21 protein-coding genes and 1 other annotated feature are annotated in these 26,886 nt (G+C 53.8%); of the genes, 5 read left to right on the top strand and 16 right to left on the bottom strand.

Annotated features, from left to right (window positions below; translation table 11 throughout):
• Nucleotides 1-20: 20 nt before the first annotated feature.
• The 14 genes from KQX66_RS26485 to leuC form a co-directional block, all read right to left on the bottom strand.
• On the bottom strand, nucleotides 21-3,122 hold the full coding sequence (locus tag KQX66_RS26485) for an efflux RND transporter permease subunit (protein WP_216795808.1): 3,102 nt from the start codon (nucleotides 3,120-3,122) through the stop codon (nucleotides 21-23).
• Nucleotides 3,123-3,290: 168 nt separating this feature from the next.
• On the bottom strand, nucleotides 3,291-3,818 hold the full coding sequence (locus KQX66_RS26480; RefSeq protein ID WP_253957447.1) for a GbsR/MarR family transcriptional regulator: 528 nt from the start codon (nucleotides 3,816-3,818) through the stop codon (nucleotides 3,291-3,293).
• Between the two features lie 192 nt (nucleotides 3,819-4,010).
• Nucleotides 4,011-6,221: a hypothetical protein gene (locus KQX66_RS26475; RefSeq protein ID WP_216795807.1), complete on the bottom strand. Its 2,211-nt coding sequence runs from the start codon at nucleotides 6,219-6,221 to the stop codon at nucleotides 4,011-4,013.
• A gap of 68 nt (nucleotides 6,222-6,289) precedes the next feature.
• Nucleotides 6,290-7,759, bottom strand: a complete 1,470-nt coding sequence (locus tag KQX66_RS26470; RefSeq protein ID WP_216795805.1) for an ABC transporter substrate-binding protein — start codon at nucleotides 7,757-7,759, stop codon at nucleotides 6,290-6,292.
• A 212-nt stretch (nucleotides 7,760-7,971) separates the two neighbouring features.
• The gene (locus KQX66_RS26465) at nucleotides 7,972-8,850 is read right to left on the bottom strand and encodes an ABC transporter ATP-binding protein (RefSeq protein ID WP_216795804.1); all 879 of its coding nucleotides are present in this window, start codon (nucleotides 8,848-8,850) and stop codon (nucleotides 7,972-7,974) included.
• Between the two features lie 4 nt (nucleotides 8,851-8,854).
• Complete coding sequence (locus KQX66_RS26460; protein ID WP_216795803.1) at nucleotides 8,855-11,755, bottom strand: ABC transporter permease; 2,901 nt, start codon at nucleotides 11,753-11,755, stop codon at nucleotides 8,855-8,857.
• Entirely contained in the window at nucleotides 11,755-12,858 is a 1,104-nt protein-coding gene (locus KQX66_RS26455) for an efflux RND transporter periplasmic adaptor subunit (RefSeq protein WP_438804212.1), read from the bottom strand. Before KQX66_RS26455 ends, KQX66_RS26460 begins: the two co-directional genes overlap by 1 nt.
• Nucleotides 12,818-13,675, bottom strand: a complete 858-nt coding sequence (locus KQX66_RS26450) for an ABC transporter ATP-binding protein (protein WP_216795801.1) — start codon at nucleotides 13,673-13,675, stop codon at nucleotides 12,818-12,820. The genes KQX66_RS26455 and KQX66_RS26450 overlap by 41 nt, the downstream gene beginning before the upstream one ends.
• Nucleotides 13,676-13,902: 227 nt before the next feature.
• Nucleotides 13,903-14,583: a DnaD domain-containing protein gene (locus KQX66_RS26445; RefSeq protein ID WP_216795799.1), complete on the bottom strand. Its 681-nt coding sequence runs from the start codon at nucleotides 14,581-14,583 to the stop codon at nucleotides 13,903-13,905.
• A 55-nt stretch (nucleotides 14,584-14,638) separates the two neighbouring features.
• The gene (gene asnS, locus KQX66_RS26440) at nucleotides 14,639-15,937 is read right to left on the bottom strand and encodes an asparagine--tRNA ligase (protein WP_216795796.1); all 1,299 of its coding nucleotides are present in this window, start codon (nucleotides 15,935-15,937) and stop codon (nucleotides 14,639-14,641) included.
• Nucleotides 15,938-15,977: 40 nt separating this feature from the next.
• Entirely contained in the window at nucleotides 15,978-17,192 is a 1,215-nt protein-coding gene (locus KQX66_RS26435; protein ID WP_216795793.1) for an acetate/propionate family kinase, read from the bottom strand.
• Complete coding sequence (locus tag KQX66_RS26430) at nucleotides 17,189-18,061, bottom strand: 3-hydroxyacyl-CoA dehydrogenase family protein (RefSeq protein ID WP_054973961.1); 873 nt, start codon at nucleotides 18,059-18,061, stop codon at nucleotides 17,189-17,191. Before KQX66_RS26430 ends, KQX66_RS26435 begins: the two co-directional genes overlap by 4 nt.
• 188 nt (nucleotides 18,062-18,249) lie before the next feature.
• Complete coding sequence (gene leuD / locus KQX66_RS26425) at nucleotides 18,250-18,855, bottom strand: 3-isopropylmalate dehydratase small subunit (RefSeq protein ID WP_216795791.1); 606 nt, start codon at nucleotides 18,853-18,855, stop codon at nucleotides 18,250-18,252.
• Between the two features lie 35 nt (nucleotides 18,856-18,890).
• Nucleotides 18,891-20,309 (bottom strand): 3-isopropylmalate dehydratase large subunit, encoded by a 1,419-nt coding sequence (leuC, locus tag KQX66_RS26420; protein ID WP_216795789.1) that lies wholly within the window; start codon nucleotides 20,307-20,309, stop codon nucleotides 18,891-18,893.
• Nucleotides 20,310-20,523: 214 nt separating this feature from the next.
• On the opposite strand from leuC, the gene KQX66_RS26415 reads away from it, so the two are divergent.
• From KQX66_RS26415 to KQX66_RS26405, 3 genes are all read left to right on the top strand, one after another.
• Complete coding sequence (locus tag KQX66_RS26415; protein WP_216795787.1) at nucleotides 20,524-20,865, top strand: DUF2512 family protein; 342 nt, start codon at nucleotides 20,524-20,526, stop codon at nucleotides 20,863-20,865.
• A 25-nt stretch (nucleotides 20,866-20,890) separates the two neighbouring features.
• Nucleotides 20,891-21,049 (top strand): hypothetical protein, encoded by a 159-nt coding sequence (locus KQX66_RS26410; protein ID WP_216795785.1) that lies wholly within the window; start codon nucleotides 20,891-20,893, stop codon nucleotides 21,047-21,049.
• Between the two features lie 202 nt (nucleotides 21,050-21,251).
• Nucleotides 21,252-22,175: a LysR family transcriptional regulator gene (locus KQX66_RS26405; RefSeq protein ID WP_216795784.1), complete on the top strand. Its 924-nt coding sequence runs from the start codon at nucleotides 21,252-21,254 to the stop codon at nucleotides 22,173-22,175.
• A 24-nt stretch (nucleotides 22,176-22,199) separates the two neighbouring features.
• On the opposite strand, the gene KQX66_RS26400 is transcribed toward KQX66_RS26405, so the two are convergent.
• Both KQX66_RS26400 and KQX66_RS26395 read right to left on the bottom strand, forming a co-directional pair.
• Nucleotides 22,200-22,997: a carbon-nitrogen family hydrolase gene (locus KQX66_RS26400; protein WP_216795783.1), complete on the bottom strand. Its 798-nt coding sequence runs from the start codon at nucleotides 22,995-22,997 to the stop codon at nucleotides 22,200-22,202.
• A gap of 102 nt (nucleotides 22,998-23,099) precedes the next feature.
• The gene (locus tag KQX66_RS26395; RefSeq protein ID WP_216795781.1) at nucleotides 23,100-23,888 is read right to left on the bottom strand and encodes a class I SAM-dependent methyltransferase; all 789 of its coding nucleotides are present in this window, start codon (nucleotides 23,886-23,888) and stop codon (nucleotides 23,100-23,102) included.
• A 275-nt stretch (nucleotides 23,889-24,163) separates the two neighbouring features.
• On the opposite strand from KQX66_RS26395, the gene KQX66_RS26390 reads away from it, so the two are divergent.
• Nucleotides 24,164-25,375, top strand: coding sequence for a pyridoxal phosphate-dependent aminotransferase (locus KQX66_RS26390; RefSeq protein ID WP_284439850.1), 1,212 nt, complete (start codon nucleotides 24,164-24,166; stop codon nucleotides 25,373-25,375).
• Nucleotides 25,376-25,418: 43 nt separating this feature from the next.
• Nucleotides 25,419-25,641: a binding site (T-box leader), on the top strand.
• Between the two features lie 73 nt (nucleotides 25,642-25,714).
• Nucleotides 25,715-26,848 carry a glutamate 5-kinase gene (gene proB / locus KQX66_RS26385; RefSeq protein WP_216795779.1) on the top strand — a complete coding sequence of 378 codons (1,134 nt, stop codon included), beginning with the start codon at nucleotides 25,715-25,717 and terminating at the stop codon, nucleotides 26,846-26,848.
• Nucleotides 26,849-26,886: the final 38 nt, after the last annotated feature.

Raw genomic sequence — 26,886 nt, 5'->3', positions numbered from 1 at the left:
TATCTGAATGAAATGCTTTCTTAAGCATTCGTCACCGGCGTCGACTTGGATTCCGATGTCTTTCTGTTGAACAAGCGGCCGAGGCGAGACTTGGTATTGTGAATAATTTCGTATACGACCGGTACAACGATCAGTGTGAGCAATGTCGAGGTGGTCAATCCGCCAATAACGACAACAGCCAAGCCTTTGGAGATAAGCGCTCCTTTAGAGAACCCAAGAGCCAGCGGCAGCAGGGCAATAATAGTAGCCCCCGCGGTCATGATAATCGGACGAAGTCGGGATAAGCCGCCCTCCAAAAGCGCGTCGCGTACGGACTGTCCTGCCTCCCTCAGCTGCTGCACGCGGTCGATAAGCACGATCGCATTGGTAACCACGACACCTATCAGCATCAAGAATCCGATCAATGAGGTAAGGTTGAGCGATTCGCCACTGACGAGCAGGCCAAGCAAGCCTCCGATTGCCGCAAGCGGCAGAGAGAATAAGATCGCAAACGGCGCACTAGCATTTCCGAAAGCCAGAACCATGATCAGATACACAATAAAGATGGAGACGGCCATGGCTACGAACATTTGCATGAAGTTTTTCTGAATATCGTCGGATACCCCTTTGACTTCAGGGCGAACTCCTGACGGAAGCTCCACTGTTTTCAGCATTTCCGCCGCTTTGGCACTAACGCCGCCCTTGTCCCTGGACTCGATCGTTGCCGTTACCGTTACGTATTGAACTTGCTGATCCCGGGTGATCGACGCCGGAGCCTCGATTTGGCGAACCTTCGCTACTTCGTTCAGTTTGACAGTGGCTCCCGTAGGAGTCTTAATCAGAAAGTTTCCGATTTTGTCAATGGAATCCTTGAAGCTCTTGTCAAGCATGATCTTGGTGGAGAAGGTCGTATTGTCGAATTTCAGATCTCCAATCTTTTCCTCTCTCAGCCAAGAATTCACGGTTTCGACGATTTGTCCCGAAGACAAATTGTACAGTCTGGCTTTATTTTGATCTACGGCGATTTCCACTTCATTCTTCGATTCGCTCAAGCTGTCTTTTACATCTTTAAATTCCGGAATTTCCTTAAGCTTATCCTTTACCAGCTTAGCTCCCTGGGTGAGCAGATTCAGGTCGTCGCCTTTAAGCATATAGGAGAAGTCTCCCCCGCCACCAGGTCCGCCACCGCTTAGCAGCATACCGTTTACCTCAGAGCCTTTGGGAAGCAGGTACAATATTTTTTCCTTGGTTTCATTCAGCAGCTTCTTGGCATTCGTTCCCTGCGATGCCGCGCCAATCAACTGGCTTTCGTAGTCTATGCGATTGTCCGTAGAACCGCCGCCTACATAGGACTGCATGTATTCGAAAGCAGGCTCTCCCGCCTCGTTTTTCGTCTCGCGAATCATCGCTTCGATCTCTTTCATTTTCAAGTCGTTGGACGCAAGCGAAGTTTCCCGAGGCATTTTGATCATAATAAACATTTGTTTATCCGAATCGCTGGAAGGCATGAATTCCACAGCCAGGAGCGGAACCGTACCTACGATAGCCACAATAAAAACCAGCATGGAAAGCAGCATCGTTTTGATGCGGTTGTTAAGCGACCATTTCAGCACTTTCAAATAAGCGCCGGACACTTTGCCGACTTGCGTTTCGTCGTGCACCTTAATATTTTTGGAACGCAGCACGAGCATCTTGGCAAGCATCGGAATCACGGTCACGGCCACCAGCAGCGAAGACATCAACGCAGCGGAAAGCGTGACGGCGAACGGACGGAACAAATCCCCGAGCTCTCCCCCGACAAAGGCGATTGGAGCAAATACCCCGACGGTTGTAAGCGTGGAGGACGTAATCGCCGAAGCCACTTGCGCGGTCGCTTTCTTAATGACCGATTCCCCGCGCTCGTGAACTTTCACGAGCTCGCTGTAAATATTTTCGATAACGACGATACTGTCGTCCACGACACGCCCGATCGCGATCGTAATCCCGCCCAGCGTCATGATGTTGAGCGAAATATCGAGCGGAGCCATGATAAGCAGCGTGATTAACAGCGATAAAGGAATAGAGACCAAAACGATGATGGTCATCCGAACATTTCTAAGGAAGAGCAGGATCATAATAGAGGCAAGCAGGGCGCCGAGCGCTCCTTCCTTAACCATGCCGTTAATCGAATCCTTGATCATGCTCGATGTAGCAAAAAGCGGTTTAAACGTAAGGTTCGGGAAATCCTGCTTCCACTTGGCCATCAAAGCGTCTGCTTCCGCAGCCAATTGAACGTCATTGGAGTTCTTCGTTTTGTAGATCGTCACACCGATGGCCGGCTTGCCGTCGAGGCGCGAAATGAATCTGGATTCGGAAATCGCTTCAACCTTGGCAATGTCTTTCAGAAGAAGCGTTTGTCCCCCCGTAGCCGTAATTTTCATGTTTTCCAGGCTGTAAATCGTATTGAGATCGCTCTTGACACGTACCATTTGCGTGTTCCCGCTGAAGTCGACTAATCCCGCAGGGCTTGTCAGAATGGCAGCTTGAATGCTTTGGGACACCTGTGCCGGTGTCAATCCGTAGCTGCTAATTGCATTGCCGTTCATTCTTAAGGTCAGAACCGCTTCTTTATTGCCGACCCCATCGACGCGGTCAACCCCTTTGATGGCCGCAAAGCCAGGCTGGACGATATCCTTGTAGATCTTATCCAGCTCCTGCTGGCTCATGTTGTTTTCGCCGTACACCGAGAGGTAGTAAATGGCGCTCGCTTCGGCGCTAGAGGTCTGAACCTTCGGTTTTTCCGCGCCTTGGGGCAGCTTTACGTTCGCAAGCAAGCCTTCGGCGTCCCTTCTGGCATCCTCAATCTTCTTCCCCTGCTGCAGTTCTACGGTAACCATAGAGAAGTTATCGCTGGAGGTAGACTTTAAAGATTTGATGCCGTCTAGTCCCGCCACCGCTTTCTCGACAGGCTTGGTGACAAGCTCCAAAACATCCTTAGGAGGAGCCGTATACTGGGTGGTAATATTGAATCTCGTTTGAGTAGTACTCGGTATGAGTTCCATTTTCAAGATGGAAGCCGCATAAGTACCGCCGCCAAACAACATCAGCACAATAATGATTACTGCGGCGATGTTCTTCATCGAAAAATTTGTTAATGAATTCATCTCTCTACTCCTCCATTACGGTTGCTGACTACTTAGACGAGGCGTTTCCGGTTACCCCTTCATTTTCCATAAATCTTTTTTCAGTATAGCTTGGTTCGTTAACGGCTGTAAGGTGAAAAAAGTCATAACATAAAAAAAATCCGGGCGTCCCGTCTTTCGTCTATCTGTTTATAGCTGCTCTCTTAATCGGCTCCACTCCTCTTCGATCCCCTCCAGTCGAGATAAAAACATCCGGTACATCGCGGAAACTTCCGTAAACCTTCGCTTGGAAACCTCAAAGGATTCTGTTTCCTCCTCATCAATCTGAGACATTCCTTTAAGAGTGAACAACAATTCTTCGCATTGCCTGGTAATCGATTCGATTTTTTGCTTGCTGGCCCGCATGCTGATCAGTGTGAAATCGTCGGATATGTAATAGTAGTCTTTGCGATCGCTTCTCAACGGAACTTTTTGGCACATGGAGTATTTTTCCAACGCACGGACCTGGACGCTAACGGCTGCTTTCGTTACACCAAGCTGATCGGCGATTTCCTGCAGGCTGACCGGTTTGGGCGCAAATAAAAGGAGGCCGAATATTTTGCCGACCAGCGGGCTGAATCCTTCCAATTCAAAAGTCCGGGACATTTGTTGGGTGACCGTCCACTTATACTCACCGAACGAGAGATGCGGTTTACTCATTATTTTCTCCTTATTCATTGAATTAACATCGTTAAGAATGTTGTTAACGTTAATAACAATAAATCGTCTTGAAAAACCTGTCAATCCCCCCAATGAACTTTTAACCAATTATTCATAGATGTCACTGAGTTCCCAGCAAAAAACCGCTTCTGCACAGTTTTACGCAACTGATGCAGAAACGGTTTCGTTTCATCAAAAAAAAGTAAAATATTATTCCGTGGTAATAAACCACTCGACCTCTTTAGTAGCAATCAGCTTCTTTTGTCCTTGGAACGAATCGTAAAGGTTAAGCTTGAATTTTTTTACATAGCTAACTTCAAAAATCAGATTTTTATCGTCAGCTTGCAATTCCAAGTCCTTATGCTTTCCGATGAAGATCTTGTCCTTCGGATCAAGCTTACCGCTGGCCGTACCTTGTTTATCAGTCGACCCACCGTCGAAGTCTTTGAAATCAAACTCTTTGTTAAATTTAATTTTTCGGTCAGCGTCATCAAGCTCAAGAATCAGTTTGCGCCCTTCCATGTTCGTGGTCAGCATTAAATCTTTGGTAAGCTCGTAGTCCAACTTGAGCTTTACGCCTTGTTGATCGATTATGGAGCGAATATTACTAAGCGAGAGCTGGTAAGGCACGAGATCTATATTTTTGAAGTCTTTCTTGACCGTAAACTCTTCTTGCGGCAGCCAGTATGCCGCAGCGTTGACATAAGCATCTGGTTTTTTATCCGCCTCGGTCAATTTGCCTTCGGTTACGGCTTCGCCGATAATCACGCTCATGCCGGAGGTCGGGAACCCTTTCGCAATATTAGTCGAAAGCAGGAGAAGCGCCTTTCCGTCCGGACTGATTTTTGATTTAACCTCGGAGATGGATGCCGGATAATATCTTCCTTGGGCTGTCTTGAAATAGCCTACCAGCTTCGAGATGTCGGATGCTCTTGTTTCCAAATTGCCCACTTCGAGAAGAGCGGTATACGTATCGGCCGTGTCCCCCGCATATGTTGTGACGGAGCGTACCTTGTAGCTTACACTGCGGCCCACATTGGTCACTTTATACGTTTCGCCGAAGTTATTATAAGGGATGTTCATCAGCTCCGAGCGGTGTACGAATTCGAGCAAATCGCTCGCCGCCGTCTGCTGGTCTGTCTTGCCGTCGCTGCTGCCGCTGCCTGTTTTCTCTTGCAGCACAAGCTTGACCTTGCCGAATTGCGACGTGTAAGGAATTTTTCCGATAAACTGGAATTGAGCTTCTGCATTCGGAGCCAGACCGATGACATTGTCCGTCCGAACCAGCTTCGCTTCCACCTTCACGTTGTCGTCCAGCTTGAAATACCCTGTCAGATCCGGGATCGGAAGCGCTTCGGGACCTTTGTTGGAAAGCGTAAACCCTGCGGTCAAAATATCCTGATCCTCCCAAGGCAGCCTTTGGACGGTGTTCAGTTGAGCCGTGTAGGTACCCGCTTTGTTCGTGAAGCTGAAGGCTTTGCCCGTGTCTACCCCGTCCGTATCCGATACGGCCGGTAAAGCGAAGAAAGCAATCGGCAGATTCAGCTTCAAATCCTGCGCGTTCTGAACGATCACGAGCTGCCAGCCTTCCGTTGAGACGGAGACCGGAACGGACCCCGTAAGGTCGATATCTTTGTTCGTTTGCGGATTGAGGGTCAAATCTTTTACCGTCTTGGCGTCAAGCGGATACATGTACCCTTCGCTTGTGCGAAGCAAATATTGATATCCGGGTACCGCTACGCTCTTTGAGCCTACGTTCTCCAGATTAAGGACGACGGTCGGAGTATAATTTTTCTCGTTCTTGCTCATCAATACTTTTTTGATGGTGCCTTTGACAGGATTGCTTGCCATTTGAATGGTATGTGCTTGACCGGCCTGCGTAACGACGGAATAGTCGTCAGGAACGCTCACATCTCCGATTTTCCGCACAAAATCCGCCTCCGGCATGCTGAAGTCCCATTTGATAATTTCAAAAATAAGATCTTTCAGGTCCGTCGATTCGTTCACCGTTGCGTAAAAGCTGATGTCTTGGCTCGACTTGGCCGGAATGCGGTTTTTATCCTTGTCCTGCGGCAGGACGCGAACGGAAATTTGGTTGCCGCTTTTCGTCCGCAGCCGCGGCCAGTAATCGATGAACTGCAGGTCGGTCGTCCCTCCGTTGTGGACCCCTACGGTGAATGTCACGGTCTTGTTACCTTGCTCCGGCATCATGACCACATTTTTAAGCTCGAAATAGCTGGTCGCGTTAAGAGCGACCTTTCCGATCGCCGGAGCGGTCCCTGTCGAGACTGTCGCCGTTGTCCCCGAAGGCGGGGTCGTGCCGCCGCTCTCCGCCGCAAAGGCGGGGAGCGCCGACCCGAAGGCAAGTACGGCTGCCAGCAGAACTATGCAAGTTTTATATCGTTTGCGTTTGGAATTCATCTTGTTGTTCCTCCTTGTTGAGTTTCACTCCGAACGTACTGCCCGCATTCTTGCTGAGAAGGGACATCTTATCCCCCCTGCATCATCGAATCAAACTGAGCATTCGGATTCTCTTTAATTTTTTGCAGCATCGCATCGCCTTCCGTTTGCCATTGCTTGAGCGCATCGCGCACTTGCAGCTTATTTTGGACGACTTGCTGGAATTTTTGGGAGCCAAGGCGCTCCACTTCGTACAAGCCCGGTTTTTCGCGATAAATCTTGTAGTCCCGGCTTGGCGCAGGAAGCAGTGTCGTGAACGCTTTGATGTTGATTTCTGCGCCCTCCTTCGGCTTGATGTACTTTTGACGCGATACCAAATTGTGGCTGCTGCTGCCTTTCAGCTTCGCCCATTCCTCGCCGTTGATAAACTTGATAAATTTCCAGGCGTCCTCGGGGTTCTGGGCCTTGGCGTTAATGCCCATCAGACCGTCCAGACTGATGTTGCCGCCGTATTCCGGCGCTTCCTGATGCACAGGTACCGTAACGACATCCCATTCGAACGGGGTGAAGCCTTTGATATTCGCCGCATTTTTCATGACGTTCGTATACTGGCCAATTTGATAGTAGTTTATGATAGACATCGCTGCACGACCGGATATGAAATCGTCGTCCATGAACGGGTTGTAGTCTTCGTTAGGCCCAGGGTTGCGCCGTTTGGAGAAGTCGACCGGCTCAGGCAAAATCTTCTCGGTTTTTAGCTGCAGCAGCGTCTTCCACACTTTTTCCCATTGATCGGAATCGACGGTCATCTTCTCGCCTTTATCGTCGAAAGTTTTGAGATCGAGCGGCGCCGTATACATATTTGTCGCGTAGAAAATGTCATCCCCCATGTTGTGCGTCGAGAACGAGAAGCCGTACTTGCGGTTCTCCCCTTCCCCTTTCGTCAATCTGCGGGCCAGATCGAACGTTTGATCCCAGGTCATCTTGTCGGTCGGATACTGAACTCCGGCTTCGTCGAATATTTTCTTATTGTAGATAAGCGCGGAGGAGTAGAAGGTCGGCGCCAGCGCATAAATTTTGCCGTCGCCCGCCTTTTTAATGCCCTCGATGACCGCAGGAACGATATCGGACGTATCGAATTTGTCCTTCGCGATGTCCTGATCGAGCTGCTTCAGCATATTGTTGCTGATCAGCTCCGGCAGTTGATCGTAACCAACCATCACGACATCGGGCGGACTATCGCCCGTCATGACTTCCTTTAGCTTATCCATCGGATCTTTCGGCTTTTCCTTCGGATCCGGGCGGCCCCCATACATGTAACGGTCATCCGATGTCGAGATGAATTCCAGCTTAATGTTCGGATTCGCAAATTCGAACAATTCGGTGAACTGCTGCCGGAAATACTCGTTGTCCCCGCCATATCCCATGCTGGTTGCGATCCGAAGCACTTTCTCGGTTTTGCTGTCCCCGCTGCCGGATTTCGTGCATGCAACCAGTGTCGGCGCCATCAAGCCGACGCAGAGCGATACAGCCACCGTCTTCTTAACATATTTTTGCATTTTCAGGATCCCTCCGGATTAGTTTCTATGTATAATCAAGGAAGTATTTAACAAAAGATTAATGATCGAAAGACGCATTCGGGTTTTCTTTCATTTTCAGGAGCAAGGCATCCCCCTCACTTTGCCATTGCTTCCAGCTTAATGTTCGGATTGGAAGATTCGAACAACTCATCGGTTTATACGGTTCTCTCCGCTTCCCGAAATCCTTCGTGCTAATCCAGCGACTTCGGCGTACGTATAATGATTTTCTCGCCGTCGAATTCCATTGATGCTTTTCCTTCGATTCCGAGCGCCTGCAAATACGCCCTCGGAATTTGAAGCCGTCCCGCCCGGTCGAGCACGACATATTCTTCATGGACATCGTGAATCGATCCGTGCGACACCGCCGTCTCGCCTTCGGCGTCCAGGTTCGGGTTGCGCTTGACGAATTCGGTGCTCGTCATCCCGTCGCGGATGGCGACGACGCGGTCCACCTTGCCGGCAAGCGCCATATCGTGGGTTACGATAACGATGGTCACGCCAAGCTCGGAATTCAGATGCCGGAAAATGTCCATGATCATATCCGACGTCCGCGTATCAACGGAACCGGTCGGTTCATCAGCCAACAGCAAGGACGGGCGATTCGCAAGCGCAATGGCAATCGCCACCCGCTGCTGCTCGCCGCCGGACAACTGCTGCAGCTTGTTGTTGAGCCGTTCTTTGAGGCCGACCCACTCCAGCAGTTGCTTTGCATAGGCGCGGTCGTACTGGCCGCTGAGAATCATCGGCATTTCCACGTTCTCGAGCGCCGTCAAGTAAGGAATGAGGTTACGCGCATTGTTCTGCCAGATGAAGCCGACGGTTTTGCGCTTGTACTGCACCAGCTCGTCGTCCGTTATTTTCAGCAGGTTCCATTCGCCTACGCGCACCTGGCCGGCGGAGGGGCGGTCCAGCCCCCCCAGAATGTTCAGTAACGTCGACTTGCCGCTGCCGCTGTTTCCGATGATCGCCATCATTTCCCCTTGGGCGACGGAAATGTTCAGCCCATGAAGCGCAACGACCTCGATATCGTCGGTCTTGTATATTTTGACGAGCCCGTCGCAATGAATCACTGCATCATTTCTCCTCTCCCAGCTTCACGGCCTGGTGTACGCGTAGCCTTCTGATGTGAAGGAACAACAACCCGGCACCGGTCAGCATCATAACGGCTATGACGACATACAACTGATCGGTATCTCTCGCATCGAATATAACGCGGAACGGAGGCACCTGCGTCTTAACGTTCTCCGCAGTTTGCAGGAACGGCAGGAACAAGTAGCTCGTCAGTTTGCCGATGCCGAGACCGAGTGCAATGGCCAGACCGGCGGTAAACATCTGCTCAAGCAGCAGCATGCCCGTAAGCTGCCGGCGCGACAATCCCATAGCACGCAGCACGCCGAACTGAACGACCCGGCTGGACAAGTTGAAAAACCAGTACAAAATGTAGCCGATCAACGAGACAAGAACGGATACGAGAAAACCGAGGCTCAAGATGCCGAACACGCCGCCGCGCGCCGGGTGCTTTTTCTGCGTGATCAGTTCGTTGCGGACGTCTTTGACGCTGGCAATGCCGATATTTTTGGCTTTGAGCGCTTCAATGACCGGCGCCACCTTGGCTCCGTCTTTCATTTTCATCCATACGTCATAAGGTACGACAGGCGCTTGATCGTACACATAGTCGAGGTTGGCGATAAAAAACGGCGTCTGATCCGGATACTGGCTCGGCCAGTAAGGCACGGTAGCTACCACGACAAACTCGACCGGCTGGCTGGAAACCGAAATGCTGATCAAATCCCCCGACTTGATATGATGTTTTTCGGCAAAAGAGGTCGGAATGATGACCGCTTGCTCATATTGCCCCAACAAATTCAAGTAGTTGTAAGGATGCGTCTTGTACAAATCTTTGCGGAACCAGGCCACTTTCGCGAAATCGACGTTATCGACGCCCATCAGCATGCCCTGTCCGAGCGACTTGCCGGAAACGACCACATTCCCCTTCGATTGCAGCACGCGTGCTGCGTGCTCGACGCCTTCCAGCTCCCGAAACACTTGGAACGGAGGCTCAATGAAACGCAGCTTTGGCGGCGGTTCCCCTGGACCTCCCGGCTGACCGCCGCCTCCCTGACCCGGGTTCTTTCCTCCGCCTTGCCCTTGCCCTTGCCCCTGCCCTTGCCCTTGCCCGCCCTTGTTCGGGTTGGACGTTGACGGCAGATCGTCGGATACGGAAGTCCATTCCGCTCTCATGGTAACATCGGTGCCGTAGGCGTAAAGCACCCGCTCCGTCGAGTTCAAATCGATCGTCCGAGCCGCCGAAGCGTTGTAGATGCCGAGCCCGAGCGTCAAAATGAGCAGCAGCATGAGCGGATAGTACGCCGTAGACGAACGCGAGAGCTGGGTCAGCGTCAGATAGACGGGAACCGGCAGCAGCCTTTTGCCCAGCCAGTTGCCGAAGCGGAGCAGCCACGGGAAAATGCGCAGGAAAAACAGTCCAAGCGCAATGATCGACAATGCCGGAATAAAAAACAGCAGCGGGTTCACGCTCAACTGATCGGTCGTAAGCCCGGTCCGGCTGAATAAATCTTGCCGGTCGTGGAACAGGTAATACCCGTAGCCCACCAGACCGATCAGCGCCACATCCAAAAACCAGCGCTGCCAAAACGGTTTTCGATCCGATCTGGCCAGCTTCTGCTTATAGCTCACGATGGAGGCTTTGGCATAGACAATGGCCGGAATGACGCTGGCCATCAGCGCAATAACGACTGCGGCCACACCGTACAGCAGCGCTTCGGCCGATACCCCGACAGGTACCGCCTTGCGGTCGACGAACGTCAGGAAGCCGCTCGACGAACCTATGCTCTTCGCCATAAACCAGCCGAGCAGCGGGCCAATGATCATCGCAATCGCGCCGAGCAGCAGCCCTTCGAGCAAATAAATCCAGATGATTTGATTCGTACTGCCGCCCCGGCTGCGGATCACCGCAATGACGGTGCGTTGGCGGTCCAGCGATTGTCTGGCGTTCATGACGATATAATAGAACACCATGGCAATCATCGGCGCTGCTAATGTAAAGAGAAGCATTTGCAACTGCAAGCTTTGCACTTTAAATTCCTGCAGCAGCGGGATAAAGGAAATATCCACCCTTGTGTTCTTGAGCTTTTGGAACAAGACGATATCCAAACGTTCCAGCTTCGTCTCGAGCGAGGACAGCTGGCTTGTCTTGATTTCCCGTAAATCAAAAGCATAATACCAATTGGCCAAGCTAAGCGGAATTTTTTTGCTTTTCAGCACGTAATCGTTAAAGCCGGCTTCGCTCATAAAAAAGGACGTAAGCAGCCCTTCCATGCCCTGATACCAATACTGATCGGTTTCGTTTTTCGGCTTGAACGTTCCCGTCACTTTCACTTTGAGCGGGGCAATGCCGTTTCCGCCGCTAATCGGATACGTGAAGACGTCGCCGATATGAAGGTCGTTGCGGAACATCGCTTCCTCGTGAATAACGGCTTCAATAATTCCGCCCTGCGGCTGCTCGGAGAACCACTGCCCCTGCGTCAGCTCGACTTGATCCTTCAAGCCGTTCTGGGCCATCAGCGTCATCTGCCGGCGTTTGCTCGGATCGACCTTGCTCGTATCCTCGGGCGTAATTTGCGAGCCGCGAATCGAATACGTCCGTACGTAAGCATCATACGGAAACGCGATGTCCTTAGGCAAATCTTCCTTTATGTATTGATCAACGTCACTCAGCGCGTTCAAATCGGCTTTTTCGTTGCCGGACGCTTGAAATCGGATCATGACGGCACCGGCGGAAAGCCCGTTGTTCTTCTCCTCCAGCGATTTCGACACGACGCGCTTAAGCGAGCCGTCGGAATACATCGGGATGCTGGTCGTAAAAGCGACGGCCATAATGAGGCCGGCGAGCGTGCTGAGCGTCAGCCAGCGCGTGTTCCACATTTTACGGAATAAAAACCGGAGCATCGCCATTAGCGTCCCACTACTTTCTGCCCTGCCGTGAGACCTTTCACAATCTCTACAGCCGTCGACGTCTGCAGTCCGATTTCGACGTCCACTTCGCGCTTGTTGCCTTTATCGTCCACAACCTGCACGTAATTGCGGCCCGCATACGAACGAAGAGCGGCCGGCGGAATTGTAACGGCGTTCTCCTTACGCTGGGTAATAACTTTCACCCCGAGCGGCGTTCCGTGGGCAAGTCCCTCCGGAAATTGGTCAAGCTGGATCAGCAAATAGTTTTCAATCGAATCCGGCTTTTTCTGCTGGCCTCCGCCCGGGAACCCGCCGTCGCCATTGCCATTGTTTCCGGCCTTCGGACTCGGAAGCTTCGATACTTTGCCTTTGACCTTGCCTACGCCGTTGATGTCCGCTTCAGCCTCCATGCCAACGGCGACTTTCGACAAGCTGTCCGCGCTAATGGTTGCAGCCACCGTAAGCTGGGAGAGATCCGCAATCGTGGCGACCGCATCGTAGGCCTTCGCCGTATCCCCTTTTTTCATGTATACGGAAATAATCGTGCCTGCATAAGGGGCTGTCAGCTTGGCGCCGGCGATCGTTTTTTCAAGCGTGGTGACTTCTTCCTTTTTTAATTCAAATTCGATTTTGTCCCGCTCCAGTTGCTCGGGGCCTGTCTCGTCGGCTTTGCGCAGCTTTTCGATCATACTCAATTCATCCTGGCGCGTCTGCAGCCGTTTCTGCCGCAATTTGTTTTCCTGCTCCGTGACGTCGAGCTCGGCGATCACCTGTCCCTGCTCAACCTTGTCTCCAGTTTTGACCGGGAGGGATTTGATGCGCCGATTGGCATCATCCGTAAAGTATAAATCTTCTTCTACGGTCGACATCAGCTTCCCGGAGAGAGGAACGTCGAACACCAGCGTCTCGGTTTTAACCGTATACTCCGGTTTTTTGGACAGCTGGGGCGGGGTTATGGCCGGCAGCGCTTCCTCCTCGTCCTCCTTTGGCAGCAGCGAGCATCCGGACGACAACGCGAGGGATGCGGCGATGCAAACGAGCAGCAACGGGCGGCCCGATTTTTTAACTACTGATAAATTTTCCATCCACCATTTCGAATACACGGTCGGCAACCTCCATTATTGTCGGATCATGCGTTGTCATGCAAATCGTCATGCGTTCGGTATGGATAATGTCCCGGAATACCGCCATGACTTGCGCACCCATTTGCGAATCAAGCTCCGCCGTCGGCTCGTCGGCAAGCAGCAGACTGGGCTTGTGCGCGATGGCTTTGGCAATAGCGACACGCTGCTGCTCCCCGCCCGACAGCTCGAACGGACGATGGTGCATCCGCTTGCTGAGGCCCACCAGCTCCAAGCAATGGGTGATGCGGGCTTTCCATTCCGATCGGGGAACTTTCGCCATGCGCAGTGACAATTCCACGTTTTCCCAAGCGGACAAAAGAGGCATTAAAGCAAACGATTGAAAAATAAATCCGATCTCTTTTCTTCTTATGTACGTCCGCTGGTCATCGCTGCATTCATGGAACGGGTATTCCTTGAACATGATTTGTCCCCGGTTCGGCTGGTCCAGACCGCCGATCATGTTCAGCAGGGTCGTTTTCCCCGAGCCGGACCGGCCTTTCAGCATAACGAGCTGCATTGGATATAGCTCCATATTGATTCCCTTAAGCACATGAAGCTGCTGTCCTCCGACAGGAAATGAACGCTCCACTCCCGTTACGGTAAGGAGCGGGATACTCGTATCAATGGGTGGTCTGGTATCGACCAATACACTCGCGCCGTCGCTTGCCGCAGCAGCTTCCCCGTCGGCCGAAGCTTCCGGCGCCGCGGCGGTGTCGATCTCCTGCGGAGCGGCTGGCACGGCGGCTGCCGCTTCATTCTGCGCTTCATTCTTAGGTTTGCGCAGCCATTGGAACATGTGGCCCCTCCTTCTAACCGTTCTATAAATCTGTAAAATCATGTCACGCCTAATATAATAGACGCCACAAATCACAAAAAAGTTACAAAAAAACTACAGTTTTTTAAAATGTTTTTCACGTTTTTCGACTCGCTTGCTCAGGTGTCCCCCCCAGCGCAGGACACCGCTCAATAACGCAAAACAGCCCTGCACGCAATTTTCTGCGTGCAGGGCTGTTTTGTTCCCGCTTACCGGGAACGAAATTTCTGCGAGTGCTCCTTCGCCTGCTCAACGGTCGTAATCCGGTTGCGCTGCCACTCCAGCAAGATCCGGTCGATGTACCGGAAATGCAGCTTGCCGGCAAACACCGCTTCCTTAAGACCGGCGAGGATAAGCTCCTCGGGATAGCCATCTTTGTCGATCCACCCGGATATCGACTCCAGCTCCATGGGAGTGAGCGGGCGGCCAAATTCGTTTTCGAAAATCGAGAAAATATCTTTTCTCTCCGCTTTGCCCGTCCGCTCGGCCTGTTTCTTGGCCGCCAGTTCCGCCCGATGCTCTTCAATGCGGCACTCCGCGAGCCGCTCCAGCAGCGGTTGCAAGTTATAAGCTTCGCTGTGGACTCCCGTAACGGGATCTTCGATCTCATCGATCCGAAGCAGCTGCTCCCGGATCAGCTTTTGCAGCACCGCAATCACTTTCTCCTGCGGCAGCGACATGCGGGCTTGAAGCTCTTCCAATGTCGGAAAATCTTTGTTTTCCTTTTGTTTAAAAGCCATGACATGAAGAATCAGCATCACGTCCGGCTCCAGCAGCCCAAGCTGCTTGTAATATTTGAACAACCAGTAGGGAACGTCGACGTTCCCGTCCTGCCAGCCCGCGAGCAGCACGGACGGCAGCTCTTTCGTATCGTAATCGCTACGTCTCATGCCTACCCTACTTTCCACTTACAGACTCGCGAGAGACGGCTTCCGCATGCAGACCTTACGGGTACAAGCGGTACAGCAGCCGCGGGAACGGAATCGTCTCGCGAACGTGATCGAGCCCGCAAATCCAGGCAACCGTGCGCTCAAGCCCCAAGCCGAAGCCCGAGTGCGGCACGGAGCCGTATTTTCGCAGGTCGAGATACCACTGGTACGCTTCTTTGGACAGCTCGTGCTGCTGGAAGCGTTCTTCCATCAGCTCCGGATCGTCGATCCGCTGGCTGCCTCCGATAATTTCCCCGTAGCCTTCGGGAGCGATCAGATCCGCACAAAGCACGACCTCCGGACGATTCGGGTCCGGCTTCATATAAAAGGCCTTGATTTCCGTCGGATAATGCGTGATGAACACCGGCTTCTCATATTTCTCGGCAATGGCGGTTTCGTGAGGCGCGCCGAAGTCTTCGCCCCATGCGAATTCGTGACCGTTCTCTTGAAGGAACTTAACCGCTTCGTCGTACGTAATGCGCGGGAACGGTCCCACGACCTTCTCCAGCTTCGTCGTGTCGCGCTCCAGCGTCTCAAGCTCCTTGCGGCAGTTCTCCAGTACCGACTGTACGATGTGTGAGACGAACTGCTCCTGCACTTGAAGATTCTCTTCGTGCGTAACGAACGCCATCTCGGGTTCGATCATCCAGAACTCGATCAAGTGCCGGCGCGTCTTCGATTTCTCCGCCCGGAAAGTTGGACCGAATGAGTAGACCCGGCCAAGCGCCATCGCCGCAGCTTCCATATACAACTGGCCGCTCTGCGTCAAATAAGCGTCCTCGTCGAAATATTTCGTATGGAACAAATTCGTCGTTCCTTCGCAGGACGAAGGAGTCAAAATCGGCGGATCGACCAAATGGAAGTTGCGCTCGTCGAAAAATTGCTGAATCGCCCGAATAATTTGCGCCCGGATGACCAGAATCGCCCGCTGACGCGGCGAACGGATCCACAGATGGCGGTGATCCATCAGAAAATCGACGCCGTGCTCCTTGGGCGTGATCGGATAATCGCTGGTGACTTGAATAATTTCAACGCCGGTTACCGTCAGCTCGAAGCCGCCTTTGCTGCGCGTATCCTCGCGGACCGTTCCGGTGACGTAGAGCGAGCTCTCTTGCGTCAGCTTGCCGGTATCTTCCCATACCTGCTCCGGCACTTCGCTCTTGACGACGACGCCCTGTATAAAACCGGAGCCGTCCCGCAGCTGCAGGAAACGGATCTTGCCGCTGGAGCGGATGTTATGCAGCCAGCAGCCGATCGTCACCGTTTCGTCTGTATGTTTATTCACATCCCCGATCATACACAGGTTACGGTTCATGAACATTCCTCCGCCTACTTATAAAATTGACCATCGTTCACTAGTTTACATCATTTCGGTCCAAAATCAACCTGTACGTATCCCGGGCGATAACAAGCTCCTCGTTGGTCGGGATGACAAGCACCTGTACCCGGGAGCCCGGCGTCGTGATGGCGCGTTCATCGGACCCGCGCCGATCGTTCGCCGCTTCGTCCAGCTCCAAGCCGAGAAAGCTGAGATTGCGGCACACCGCGGCCCGCAGCGAAGCGGAGTTTTCCCCGACGCCCGCCGTGAAGACGATGGCGTCCAAGCCGTTCATCGCAGCCGCGTAAGCGCCGATATATTTGCGCAGCCGGTACTCGTACATATCGAACGCGAGCGCCGCATTGCGGTCTCCCGTCTGCCTTGCCTCGTCAATCTCCCGCATGTCGCTGCCGATTCCCGAGATGGCAAGCAGCCCGCTGTGCTTGTTCAGCATCGAGTTCACTTCGCTGAGCGTCAAATCCTCCTTGCCCATCGTAAACGGGACGATGGCCGGATCGATATCCCCGCTCCGCGTTCCCATCATGAGCCCTTCCAACGGCGTCATCCCCATGCTCGTATCGTACGACCGCCCGTCCATCACCGCGGTGCAGCTCGCCCCGTTTCCGATGTGGCAGGTGACCAGCTTCAGCTCGCGGAGCGGCCGTCCGAGGAATGCCGCAGCGCGCTCGCTCACATAAGCGTGCGAGGTGCCGTGGAACCCGTAGCGGCGAATTTTATGCTTCTTATAGAGCACCATCGGGATCGGGTACAAATACGTCACCGGCGGCATCGTTTGGTGAAACGCCGTGTCGAAGACGACGGCCTGCGGCACGTTCGGCATATTCGCTTCGACCGCCTGAATCCCGAGCATATGGGCAGGATTGTGCAGCGGAGCCAGATCGAACAGTCGCTTGATCTCCTGCTTTACCTCTTCGTTGACCAGGACCGAATTGGAAAACGATTCGCCCCCGTGCACGACCCGGTGTCCCACCGCATCGATTTGCTGCGCCGATTCGAGCACCCCATGGACCGGATGCACCAGCATGTCCAAGACCTTGCGGATCGCGGTCGTATGCTCCAAAATTTCGCTGACTTCACGAACGTCCTGTTTGCCCTCCGGCTCGAACGTCAAGATCGCGGACTCCATCCCGATCCGCTCGACCTTCCCTTTAGCCAGTACGGATTCGTTCTCCATCTCGTAAAGCTGAAACTTAAGCGAGGAGCTGCCTGCATTAATGACGAGTACGATCATATCCGGTCACCGTCCTTATCGTAGCGGAAAAAGCCTTGTCCCGTCTTCGTGCCGAGATGACCGGCCCGTACCATCTGCTTCAGCAGCACCGCCGGCCGGTACTTCACATCGCCGAATTCACGGAACATACGTTCCATTGCGGCCAATATCGAATCCAGGCCGAAGCGGTCTGCCATCTCCAGCGGCCCATAATGAAAATCATAGCCGATTCGCATCGCATTATCAATATCGTCGGCGCTCGCCACTCTCTCCGACAGCGCATGCATCGCTTCGTTGATCAGCACGCAGATCAGGCGCGTCGTGACAAAGCCCGGCGATTCATATACCTGAATGCCGCGTTTTTGAATCGTTTCTTCGACGAATTTCCGGGTCTCCTGGAAAACATCCTCTCCCGTTTGCAGCGCGCGGATGATTTCGACCAAATGAATTTTCGAGACCGGATATAAAAAATGAAGGCCGATGACACGCTCCGGATATTGCGTCTCCGCCGCCAGTTCCGTCAAGCTGAGCGTAGACGTGTTGCTGGCGAGAATGGTCGACGGCGGGCATACCTCGTCAAGCTTGCGGAATACTTCCTTTTTAATCTCCAGATCTTCCGAAACGGTTTCGATAACCATGTCGCATTCGGCCAACCGGTGAATATACGTTTCCTTCGCGATGCGCGAAAGAATCAATTTTTTCTCAACGGGAGTGATCGCCCATTTCTCCAGCTGCTTGTCCAAGCTGATCTCGATTTGCTCCCAGGCCTGATCCAGTTTTTCAGGCGTCCGTTCGATCAGCATGACTTCCAACCCTTTGGCTGCCAACATTTCGGCAATACCTTGACCCATTGTTCCGGCGCCCACGACGCCGATTCTGGCAAAACTCATTTCTGTCACCCTCCCATCATGCTTCCAGTGATATTATACACAACGCTTTCGGCGTTTGAAAAAACATAGATCACACTTTTCATGAAAATTGTCGAAAGTTTTTGAACATTGTATGATAAAATGCGGCAGGACAAAAAAATAGCCCGACCTTAACTCTTTTTCGAGAGTCGGGCCGGGCTATTCGTCGCTTATTTGTACGCGAGACGCGCTTTGTGCGCCGCTTCGTATGCCGAAATTTTGTCTTCATGCTGCAGCGTCAGACCGATATCGTCGAGACCGAGCAGCAGGAACTGGCGGCGGTGCTCATCCAGATCGAAGTCGATGCTGAGGCCTTGATCGTCGGTGATCTTTTTGTTCTCCAGATCGACGGTCAGCTTGTAGCCTTCTTTCGCCGCGGTGCGCTGGAACAGTTCCTCGACCTGCTCTTCGCTCAGCTTGATCGGCAGGATGCCGTTCTTGAAGCAGTTGTTGTAGAAAATGTCGGCAAACGACGGTGCGATCACGACTTTGAACCCGTAGTCCTGAATGGCCCAAGGGGCATGCTCCCGGGAGGAGCCGCAGCCGAAGTTGGCGCGGGAAATCAGAACGGAAGCGCCTTGATAGCGCGGCTGATTCAGGCTGAACTCCGGAATCGTATTGCCATTGAGGTCAAAACGCCACTCGTAGAACAGAAATTGGCCGAAGCCGGAACGCTCGATGCGTTTCAAAAATTGTTTAGGGATAATGGCGTCCGTGTCCACGTTCACGCGGTCCACCGGACCGACCAGGCCGGTATGCTGTTTAAAAGCTTCCATGTCGGTTAACTCCTCGCTTCGATAAGATAATCTTCTTAAGCTTCCTGCTTCACTTTGAAATTCCAATCGCGCACGTCGGTGAAACGGCCTTCGATCGCTGCCGCAGCTGCCATCGCCGGAGACACGAGGTGCGTGCGTCCGTCACGGCCTTGACGGCCTTCAAAGTTCCGGTTCGATGTCGAAGCGCAGCGTTGGCCCGGCTTCAGCACGTCCGGGTTCATCGCCAGACACATGCTGCAGCCGGCATCGCGCCATTCAAAGCCCGCTTCGATGAAAATTTTATCGAGGCCTTCTTTTTCCGCCTGGATTTTTACCCGGCCCGAGCCCGGCACGACGATCGCCGTCACGCTCGGCGACACCTTGTAGCCTTGAGCCACGGCAGCCGCCGCGCGCAGGTCCTCGATCCGGCCGTTCGTACAGGAACCGATAAATACGTAATCGATCGTAACATCCGTCATCGGCGTTCCCGGTGTCAAGCCCATGTACTCGATCGCTTTTTCCGCCGCTTTGCGCTCGTTCTCCGTGCTGAAATCCGCCGGATTCGGCACGCGGGACGTGACGTCGGTACCCATACCCGGGCTAGTACCCCAGGTAACTTGCGGAATCAGGCTGTCCGCGTCAAACTCGACCACGCGATCGTATACTGCGCCCTCATCCGTCGTCAGTTGCTTCCACGCCGCTACCGCTTGCTCGAACGCCTCGCCTTGCGGCACATATTCGCGTCCGCGGAGGTAATCGAACGTCGTTTGGTCCGGAGCGATCAAGCCTGCTCTTGCACCTGCTTCGATCGACATGTTGCACACGGTCATGCGCTCTTCCATGGACAAGCCGCGAATCGCTTCGCCCGTGTACTCAATAACATAGCCGGTTGCAAAATCCGTGCCGTATTTCGCAATGACGCCGAGAATCAAGTCCTTCGCCGTAACCCCTGGCTTCAGCTTGCCGTTGATGCGCACTTCCAGCGTTTTCGGCTTCGCTTGCTGCAAGCACTGCGTCGCAAGCACGTGCTCCACCTCGCTCGTTCCGATCCCGAACGCCAAAGCCCCGAACGCGCCGTGCGTAGACGTGTGGCTGTCGCCGCAGACGATCGTTTTGCCGGGATGCGTCAAACCGAGCTCCGGTCCCATAACGTGGACAACCCCTTGATCGATGCTGTCCAGGTCGAACAGGGTAACGCCGAAATCCGCACAGTTTTTGGAGAGCGTGTCGATCTGCTGCTTGGAAATCGGATCGGTGATATTGAAACGATCCTTGGTCGGTACGTTATGATCCATCGTTGCGAACGTCAAGTCCGGACGGCGCACCTTGCGGCCGCTTAGGCGAAGGCCTTCGAACGCTTGCGGAGAAGTCACTTCATGGACCAGTTGAAGGTCGATATAAATGATGCTCGGCTTGCCCGGCTCCGAATGAATGACGTGATTGTCCCAAATTTTTTCGAACATTGTTTTTGCCATCGGTTCCACCTCGGTATCTGAATAATGCTCCTAATGTCACTTATCGTATCACGTCCATCTTCATTGATCCAAGATATAATATCTATAGCCTTCATAGGTTTTCGCTATGAGTTAATCAAAAAAAAGGCCAGGGGCTCTTCCCCTTCCCACTGCATAAATGAAGGACCGATTGGACAACCTTTCAACAAAAGCAAAAGTAAGGGAGCTGGAAAGCGTGAGCAAGCTGCTTGTCAAACTCGTCCTAAACGCTCTATTTACCGTCCCGCTGCTGCTTTATTTTTCCAACGCAACACTTTTCCAGGCGCTAATGGCCTCCGGCAGCCTGAGCATTCTGGCTTTTTTTCTCGGAGATCAGTGGATTCTCGACGAATTCGGGAACGGTGCCGCAACCTTGGCCGACGGACTGCTGGCCGCTTTATTTTTATGGGCCGTCGGAACCGCATATTATTGGGGATTGTCCTGGCGGGAGCTTGCCGTTATCGCCGTCGTCACGGCTGCCGTAGAATTCGGGTACCACCTGCTGCTCCGAAGATGGGACGTCCGTTGGTATTCCTGATTATACCCCCGAGGAGGACTGCGCAATGACCGATACGCCTCGCCCTGAGGATGCTGCTCCAACAAAGGAGCCCGCTCCCGGCAAAGTAAAGCTGGTCGCCGAAATGCCCGGAGACGAAGAGATGCGCGAGCATTTGGAAGAAATGAAACGGAACGACGGGTATCCCGGCTCTTGCGGGACTTGATGCTTTGCGGCCGAAAAAATGCGGCTGCTTGCTCGTTTCAGACCATATTCCGTTCTGCCCTGGAAGAAGGAGCCTCCCGCTCTTTCTTCCTTTTTGTTTGCGAACGGGGAGCTGCCGCACATCGGCTCTTTCATTCTTATAATAAATACGCTACGATTAACGTAGCATTGATAGGTATTCTTTATAAAAGGAGCCGAGCCGCATGGAACTGCGCCAGCTGCAATACGCTTTGCAAATTGCCATCGAAAAGAACTTTTCCCGCGCAGCCGAAAAGCTGCATATCGCCCAACCGTCGCTCAGCCAGCAGCTTTCCAAGCTGGAGAAGGAGCTCGGCGTACTTTTGTTTCAACGGACGACCAACTCGGTGGAGGTCACCTATGCCGGTACCCGCTTTGTAGAAAAAGCGCAAAAAATTCTCGACATGGTCGAGCAGTTAAAACAAGAAATGGAAGACATCTCCCAAATGCGCAAAGGCAAGCTTGTCGTGGGCAGCCTCCCGATTACGGGCGCACACGTGCTGCCTCTTGTCCTGCCCGTCTTCCAGGAGCGCTACCCGGAAATCGACATCGTGCTCGTCGAAGAGACGACCTCGAACCTCGAACAATTGACGGCGAGCGGACAAGCCGACATTAGCCTGCTTTCCCTGCCCCTGATCGACGACTCGCTCGACTACGAACCGGTCATTGAGGAAGAGATCGTACTGGCCGTCCCGCCGCAGCATCCGCTGGCCGCTCGTCTGGCCGCAGGAGGAAGCAAAACGGTCGATATTGCGGAGCTGCAGGAGGAGCCGTTCATCGCGCTGAAAAGAGGCCAGGGCTTCCGTCAAATCGCAATCGCATTGTGCAACGACGCCGGATTTACGCCGAATATCGTGTTCGAGAGCAGCAATATCGAGACGGTCCAGTCGCTCGTCGCGGCAGGGATGGGCATTGCCTTCATCCCGCATATGCTGTTGAGGGGATGGAACGAGCTTGCGCCCGCTTACCTACGGCTGACCAACCGGCCGACCCGTACCCTCGTCATCGCCCACCGCAAGGGGCGCTATTTATCGAAGGCGGTCGCCGCGTTCATGGAGACATTCCGCCAAGTGATGGAAGCCGAACGCGCAAAAAACCGGTCGGAATGATCCGAGCCGGTTTTTCGTACCTTTTTAATATAATGAAGGACGTCTGTCTTCAAATACCGGAATTTTGCTGCGCACGGCAGGCACCTGACTGAGGTCGACGGCAGCGCGAACGATCGTTTCGGCCTCCCCACCTTCTGCCAGCACCTCGCCCCACGGATCGATAACCATCGAATGGCCGAAAAACTCCGTCGTCCCGCTCACGCCTACACGGTTGCAGGAGACGACGAACATCTGGTTCTCGATCGCCCTCGCCATCAGCAGCGTGCGCCAGTGATGCAGCCGCGGATTCGGCCATTCGGCCGGAACGAACAAAATTTGCGCGCCGCCAAGCGCTAGCTTTCGCGCAAGCTCCGGAAAGCGGATATCATAGCAGATCATCATGCCGGCCGGAATGCCGTCCAATTGCAGTTCGCCCGCACAGTCTCCGCTTTGCAGAAACTTCTCCTCATCCATCAGCCGGAACAAATGAATTTTCGAGTAGTCTCCTGCACGGTTTCCTTGCCGGTCATATGCGAATATCGTATTGTAAACGCCGTCGTCCCGCTTCTCCGCGATCGAACCGCCGACGATGTTTACGCCGTGCTTTCGGCTAAACGCCGACAGCAGCGCTTCGGTCCGCTCTCCGTAACGGTCCGCGAGCTCCTGAATCCGATCCAGCGCGTAGCCGGTGTTCCACATCTCCGGAAACACGATCACATCCGGCTTCGAATCGTGAGCGACCGCTTCATTCAGAAGGCTCCCCAGCTTTGCGAAGTTGCGTTCGGGTTCTCCTATTGCGATGTCCATCTGCAGCAGAGCCAAATTCCATCGTTGCCCAGCCATCTAACCTTCCCCCTTACCCGTCTCGAAATTCCGGACGCAGCGGCCCGTTTTAGGGCGCTACGCCGCTTCTTCCTATTATCATAGAGCAATGGAAGCGGAACTTCAACGCGCTTGCGCAAAGAATATCGTCCAGCGGTCCCGCTCCAGAGCGGGCTCATTCATTTCATAGCCCGAGTCCGCTGCGATGGCAACCGCCAAATCCTGAAGCTCCGCATCCGACAATTCATGTAAAATGGAACGTCCCTTCCGGCTCAAAAGCTCCTCCCGATAGTCGCTATAGCTTGCGTAGCTTTTGCGCACTTCCCATAGCTGCGTTTCTTCCACAACCGAGAACCCGGATGCCTCCAGAGCCTTGCGTATGGCCGCCGCATCGTGACGGCGTCCTGCTTCCAGCTCGCGGAGACGCGGGTACTTTTCGAACCAGTAGCCGCGCAGATGCTCCCTGCTCCCGGGAAGCAGGCAGTCCTCGGGCGTGCGATCCTGCACAATCAGCAGCCCTCCGGGCCTGAGAATCCGCTGCGCCTCGCGGAATACGTCCGGCAGCGCTTCCGCGGCGATATGGTGGATCAGCGCGCGCTCCAGCACAAGCTCGACCGAGTCTTCGGGCAGTCCCGTCCGATCCGCGGTCCCTTGGGTCAAACGGATTTGCCCGTAGGCCGCGCAATGCTCTGCGGCTCCTTCAAGCATCGCTTCGGAGAAATCGATGCCGACGACCGACGAAACGCCCAGCTCTGCCAAAGCAACAGCGTAAATGCCCCCGCCGCAGCCGATGTCCGCTGCCGCTTTCCCTTGGGGGCGCGCCTTCTTTCGGATCAGCTCCATCCAGCCGGAATCGGCGTGTCTGCCCGTGTAGGTATATTTATTGTATTCATCGTGAAAGCTTATCGCCATGGATTTCCCTCCGCAATTTAGTTTCATTATATGAAACTAAATATCATTTAGTGAAACTTTATGCAATCATTATAACACATCTTCTTGATTTTGCGCACATTATAGAAGACTCGACAGATAAACGGATGATTCGATGAAATAGACCCGTATACACACACCGTTTTTCATGTTACATTATTCCTATCCGCTCAGGGTATTTACCATATTCCGATAAGAACACAAGGAATTAATTGTAAGGCAACACATTTGAAACCAAACTAAATGGAGTGACATAGATGAATACCAACAACCCGACAAAAGCAGCCGTCAGCGCTTTTCCCATGATTCCGGCACAGCGGCTGCAAGAATTACCCACCCAATTTTTCGCCACGCTTGTGCGCAAGGCCAATGTCCAGATTGCTGCAGGACACGACGTCATCAATCTGGGACAAGGAAATCCGGATCGCCCGACCCCGCCGCACATCGTCAAGGCGCTGCAGCAAGCGGCGGAAAATCCGCAGTACCACCGCTACCCTCCGTTCAACGGCTACTTGTTCTTAAAAGAGGCCGTCGCCCAAAGATACCGGGAGGATTACGGCGTCGAGCTTGACCCGGAAACGGAAGTGGCGGTTTTGTTCGGCGGCAAAACCGGCCTTGTGGAAATTGCCCAATGCCTGCTCAATCCCGGCGATGTCTGTCTGGTGCCGGACCCCGGATATCCGGATTACTGGTCCGGCGTCGCCCTGGCCGGTGCCCGGATGGCTTTTATGCCGCTTCTGGAATCGAACGGCTTCCTGCCGGATTACAGCGCGCTTTCAGCCGATGACGTGAATCGGGCGAAGCTGATGTTCATCAACTATCCGAACAATCCGACGGCAGTTTCGGCTCCGGCTTCCTTTTATGAAGAGACGATTGCTTTTGCAGCGAAGCACGGTGTCGTAGTTGCCAGCGACTTTGCTTACGGCGCCATCGGCTTCGACGGGCAGAAGCCGGTCAGCTTCCTGCAGCTGCCGGGCGCCAAGGAAGTCGGCGTCGAATTTTACACGCTGTCCAAAACGTACAACATGGCCGGCTGGCGGGTCGGCTTCTGCCTCGGCAATCCCGAAATCGTCCGGATGATCAACTTGATTCAGGATCATTACTACTGCAGCTTGTTCGGAGGCATCCAAGAGGCGGCGGCCGTCGCGTTGACCGGCCCGCAGGATAGCGTTCGCGAGCTCGTGCAGATGTACCAGAGCCGCAGAGACGCCCTGTTCGGCGCTTTGGACCGGATCGGCTGGCAGGCGTCGCGTTCGCAAGGCTCTTTCTTCACTTGGCTGCCTGTGCCGAAGGGCTATACGTCGGAATCGTTCTCCGACATGCTGCTTGAGCAGGCCAAGATTGTCGTCGCTCCGGGAGTCGGCTTCGGCGATCACGGCGAAGGCTATGTGCGCCTCGGCTTGCTCAGCACCGAAGAGCGGCTCCGCGAAGCGGTTGACCGAATCGACGCGCTTCGCCTGTTCGGCTGATCGCCTTTACAAACCTCCCCCCTCATGCTATGCTAATGAAAAGCAAAACGTATTGATGGGAATAGTAGGAAAGCCCCTGCACGATCAGAGAGTAAATTCCACCGGCTGCGAGAATTTACCGTGGAGCCTTGCCGAACCCGCCCCTGAACGGCCAGCGACGAGCTGGACGGCTTTCCCTGCCGTTACAAGGGTCTGAAGCAGGATGGATTGGTCTTCAATTCATCAAGTAAGGTGGTACCGCGGAAGTAGAGGCTTTCGTCCTTAAAGGACGGGGCCTTTTTGTGTTTTCCGCCCCTGCCCCGGGCGACAGCCAGATCAGTCATGGAAAGAGTGATTCCTATGCAGCAAACGATCGTAGTGAAAATCGGCAGCAGCTCGCTAACGTCCGACGAAGGCGGATTGAATCGGGCAAAAATCGCATTTTTTGCAGATGAGCTGGCGGCGCTTCGCGCCCAAGGCTTTCCCGTACTCCTCGTGACCTCGGGTGCCGTGGCAGCCGGCTTTCGGGAGCTGGGCTACACGGCACGTCCCAAGCTGCTGCACGAGAAGCAGGCCTCCGCTTCCGTCGGGCAGGCGCTGCTGATGCAAGCATATCAGGCCGCATTCTCGGGGCATGGCGTAGGCGTAGGTCAAATTCTGCTTACCCGCTCCGACTTCTCCAACCGCAAGCGAATCCACAACGCGCAGATGACGATTGAAGAGCTGCTGCGCCGCGGAATGCTGCCGATCATTAACGAAAACGATACGGTCTCGGTCGACGAGCTGAAATTCGGCGACAATGACACGCTTTCCGCCCTCGTAGCCAATCTGGTCCGGGCGCAAAGGCTGGTCATTCTCACCGATACGGACGGATTGTACACCGAAGACCCGCGCAAAAACGCCGACGCCAAACGGATCGACCGCGTGCTGGAAATCGACGAAAGCATTTACCGGATTGCCGGCGGTTCCGGTTCCAGTGTTGGCACCGGCGGCATGCGCTCCAAAATCGAAGCCGCACGAATCGCCATGCGCGGCGGTGTGCCGGTGTTCGTCGGGCGCGTTGCGGAGCCCGGCGATCTGATGCTGGCCGTGGAAGGAACCGGGAAAGGCACTTATTTCGATACGGCAGAGCATAATTTGCCGATGAAAAAGCAGTGGCTCGGGTTTCACTCCCAGCCGCAGGGCGCCGTCTACGTAGACGAAGGCGCCGAGCTCGCGCTCGTCGCAGGCGGCAAAAGCTTGCTGCCCGCGGGAGTCAAGGAAGTGACCGGGGAGTTCCATCCCGGCGATGTCATCGAAGTGCTCGGCCCGGATGGGGAAACGATCGGGCGCGGCGTCGTCAATTATGCCTCTTGGCAGCTTCAGGCCGTTGCCGGTCTTAGTACGGAGGAAGTGCAGAAGCGGATCGAGGTATCGCGCATCGAAGTCATCCATCGCGACGAATGGATTACCCTCGCATCCCCGGCAAAAGCAAAGGATGCTGCCGAAACCTAGCAAGAACGACCTAAAACGACGCTCTGAAGGAGGAAGTT

Origin of the sequence: Paenibacillus oleatilyticus, assembly GCF_018998565.1 — a bacterium.
Classification (GTDB): Bacteria; Bacillota; Bacilli; order Paenibacillales; family NBRC-103111; genus Paenibacillus_G; species Paenibacillus_G oleatilyticus.
This window is presented reverse-complemented; position numbering and strand designations above follow the sequence as displayed.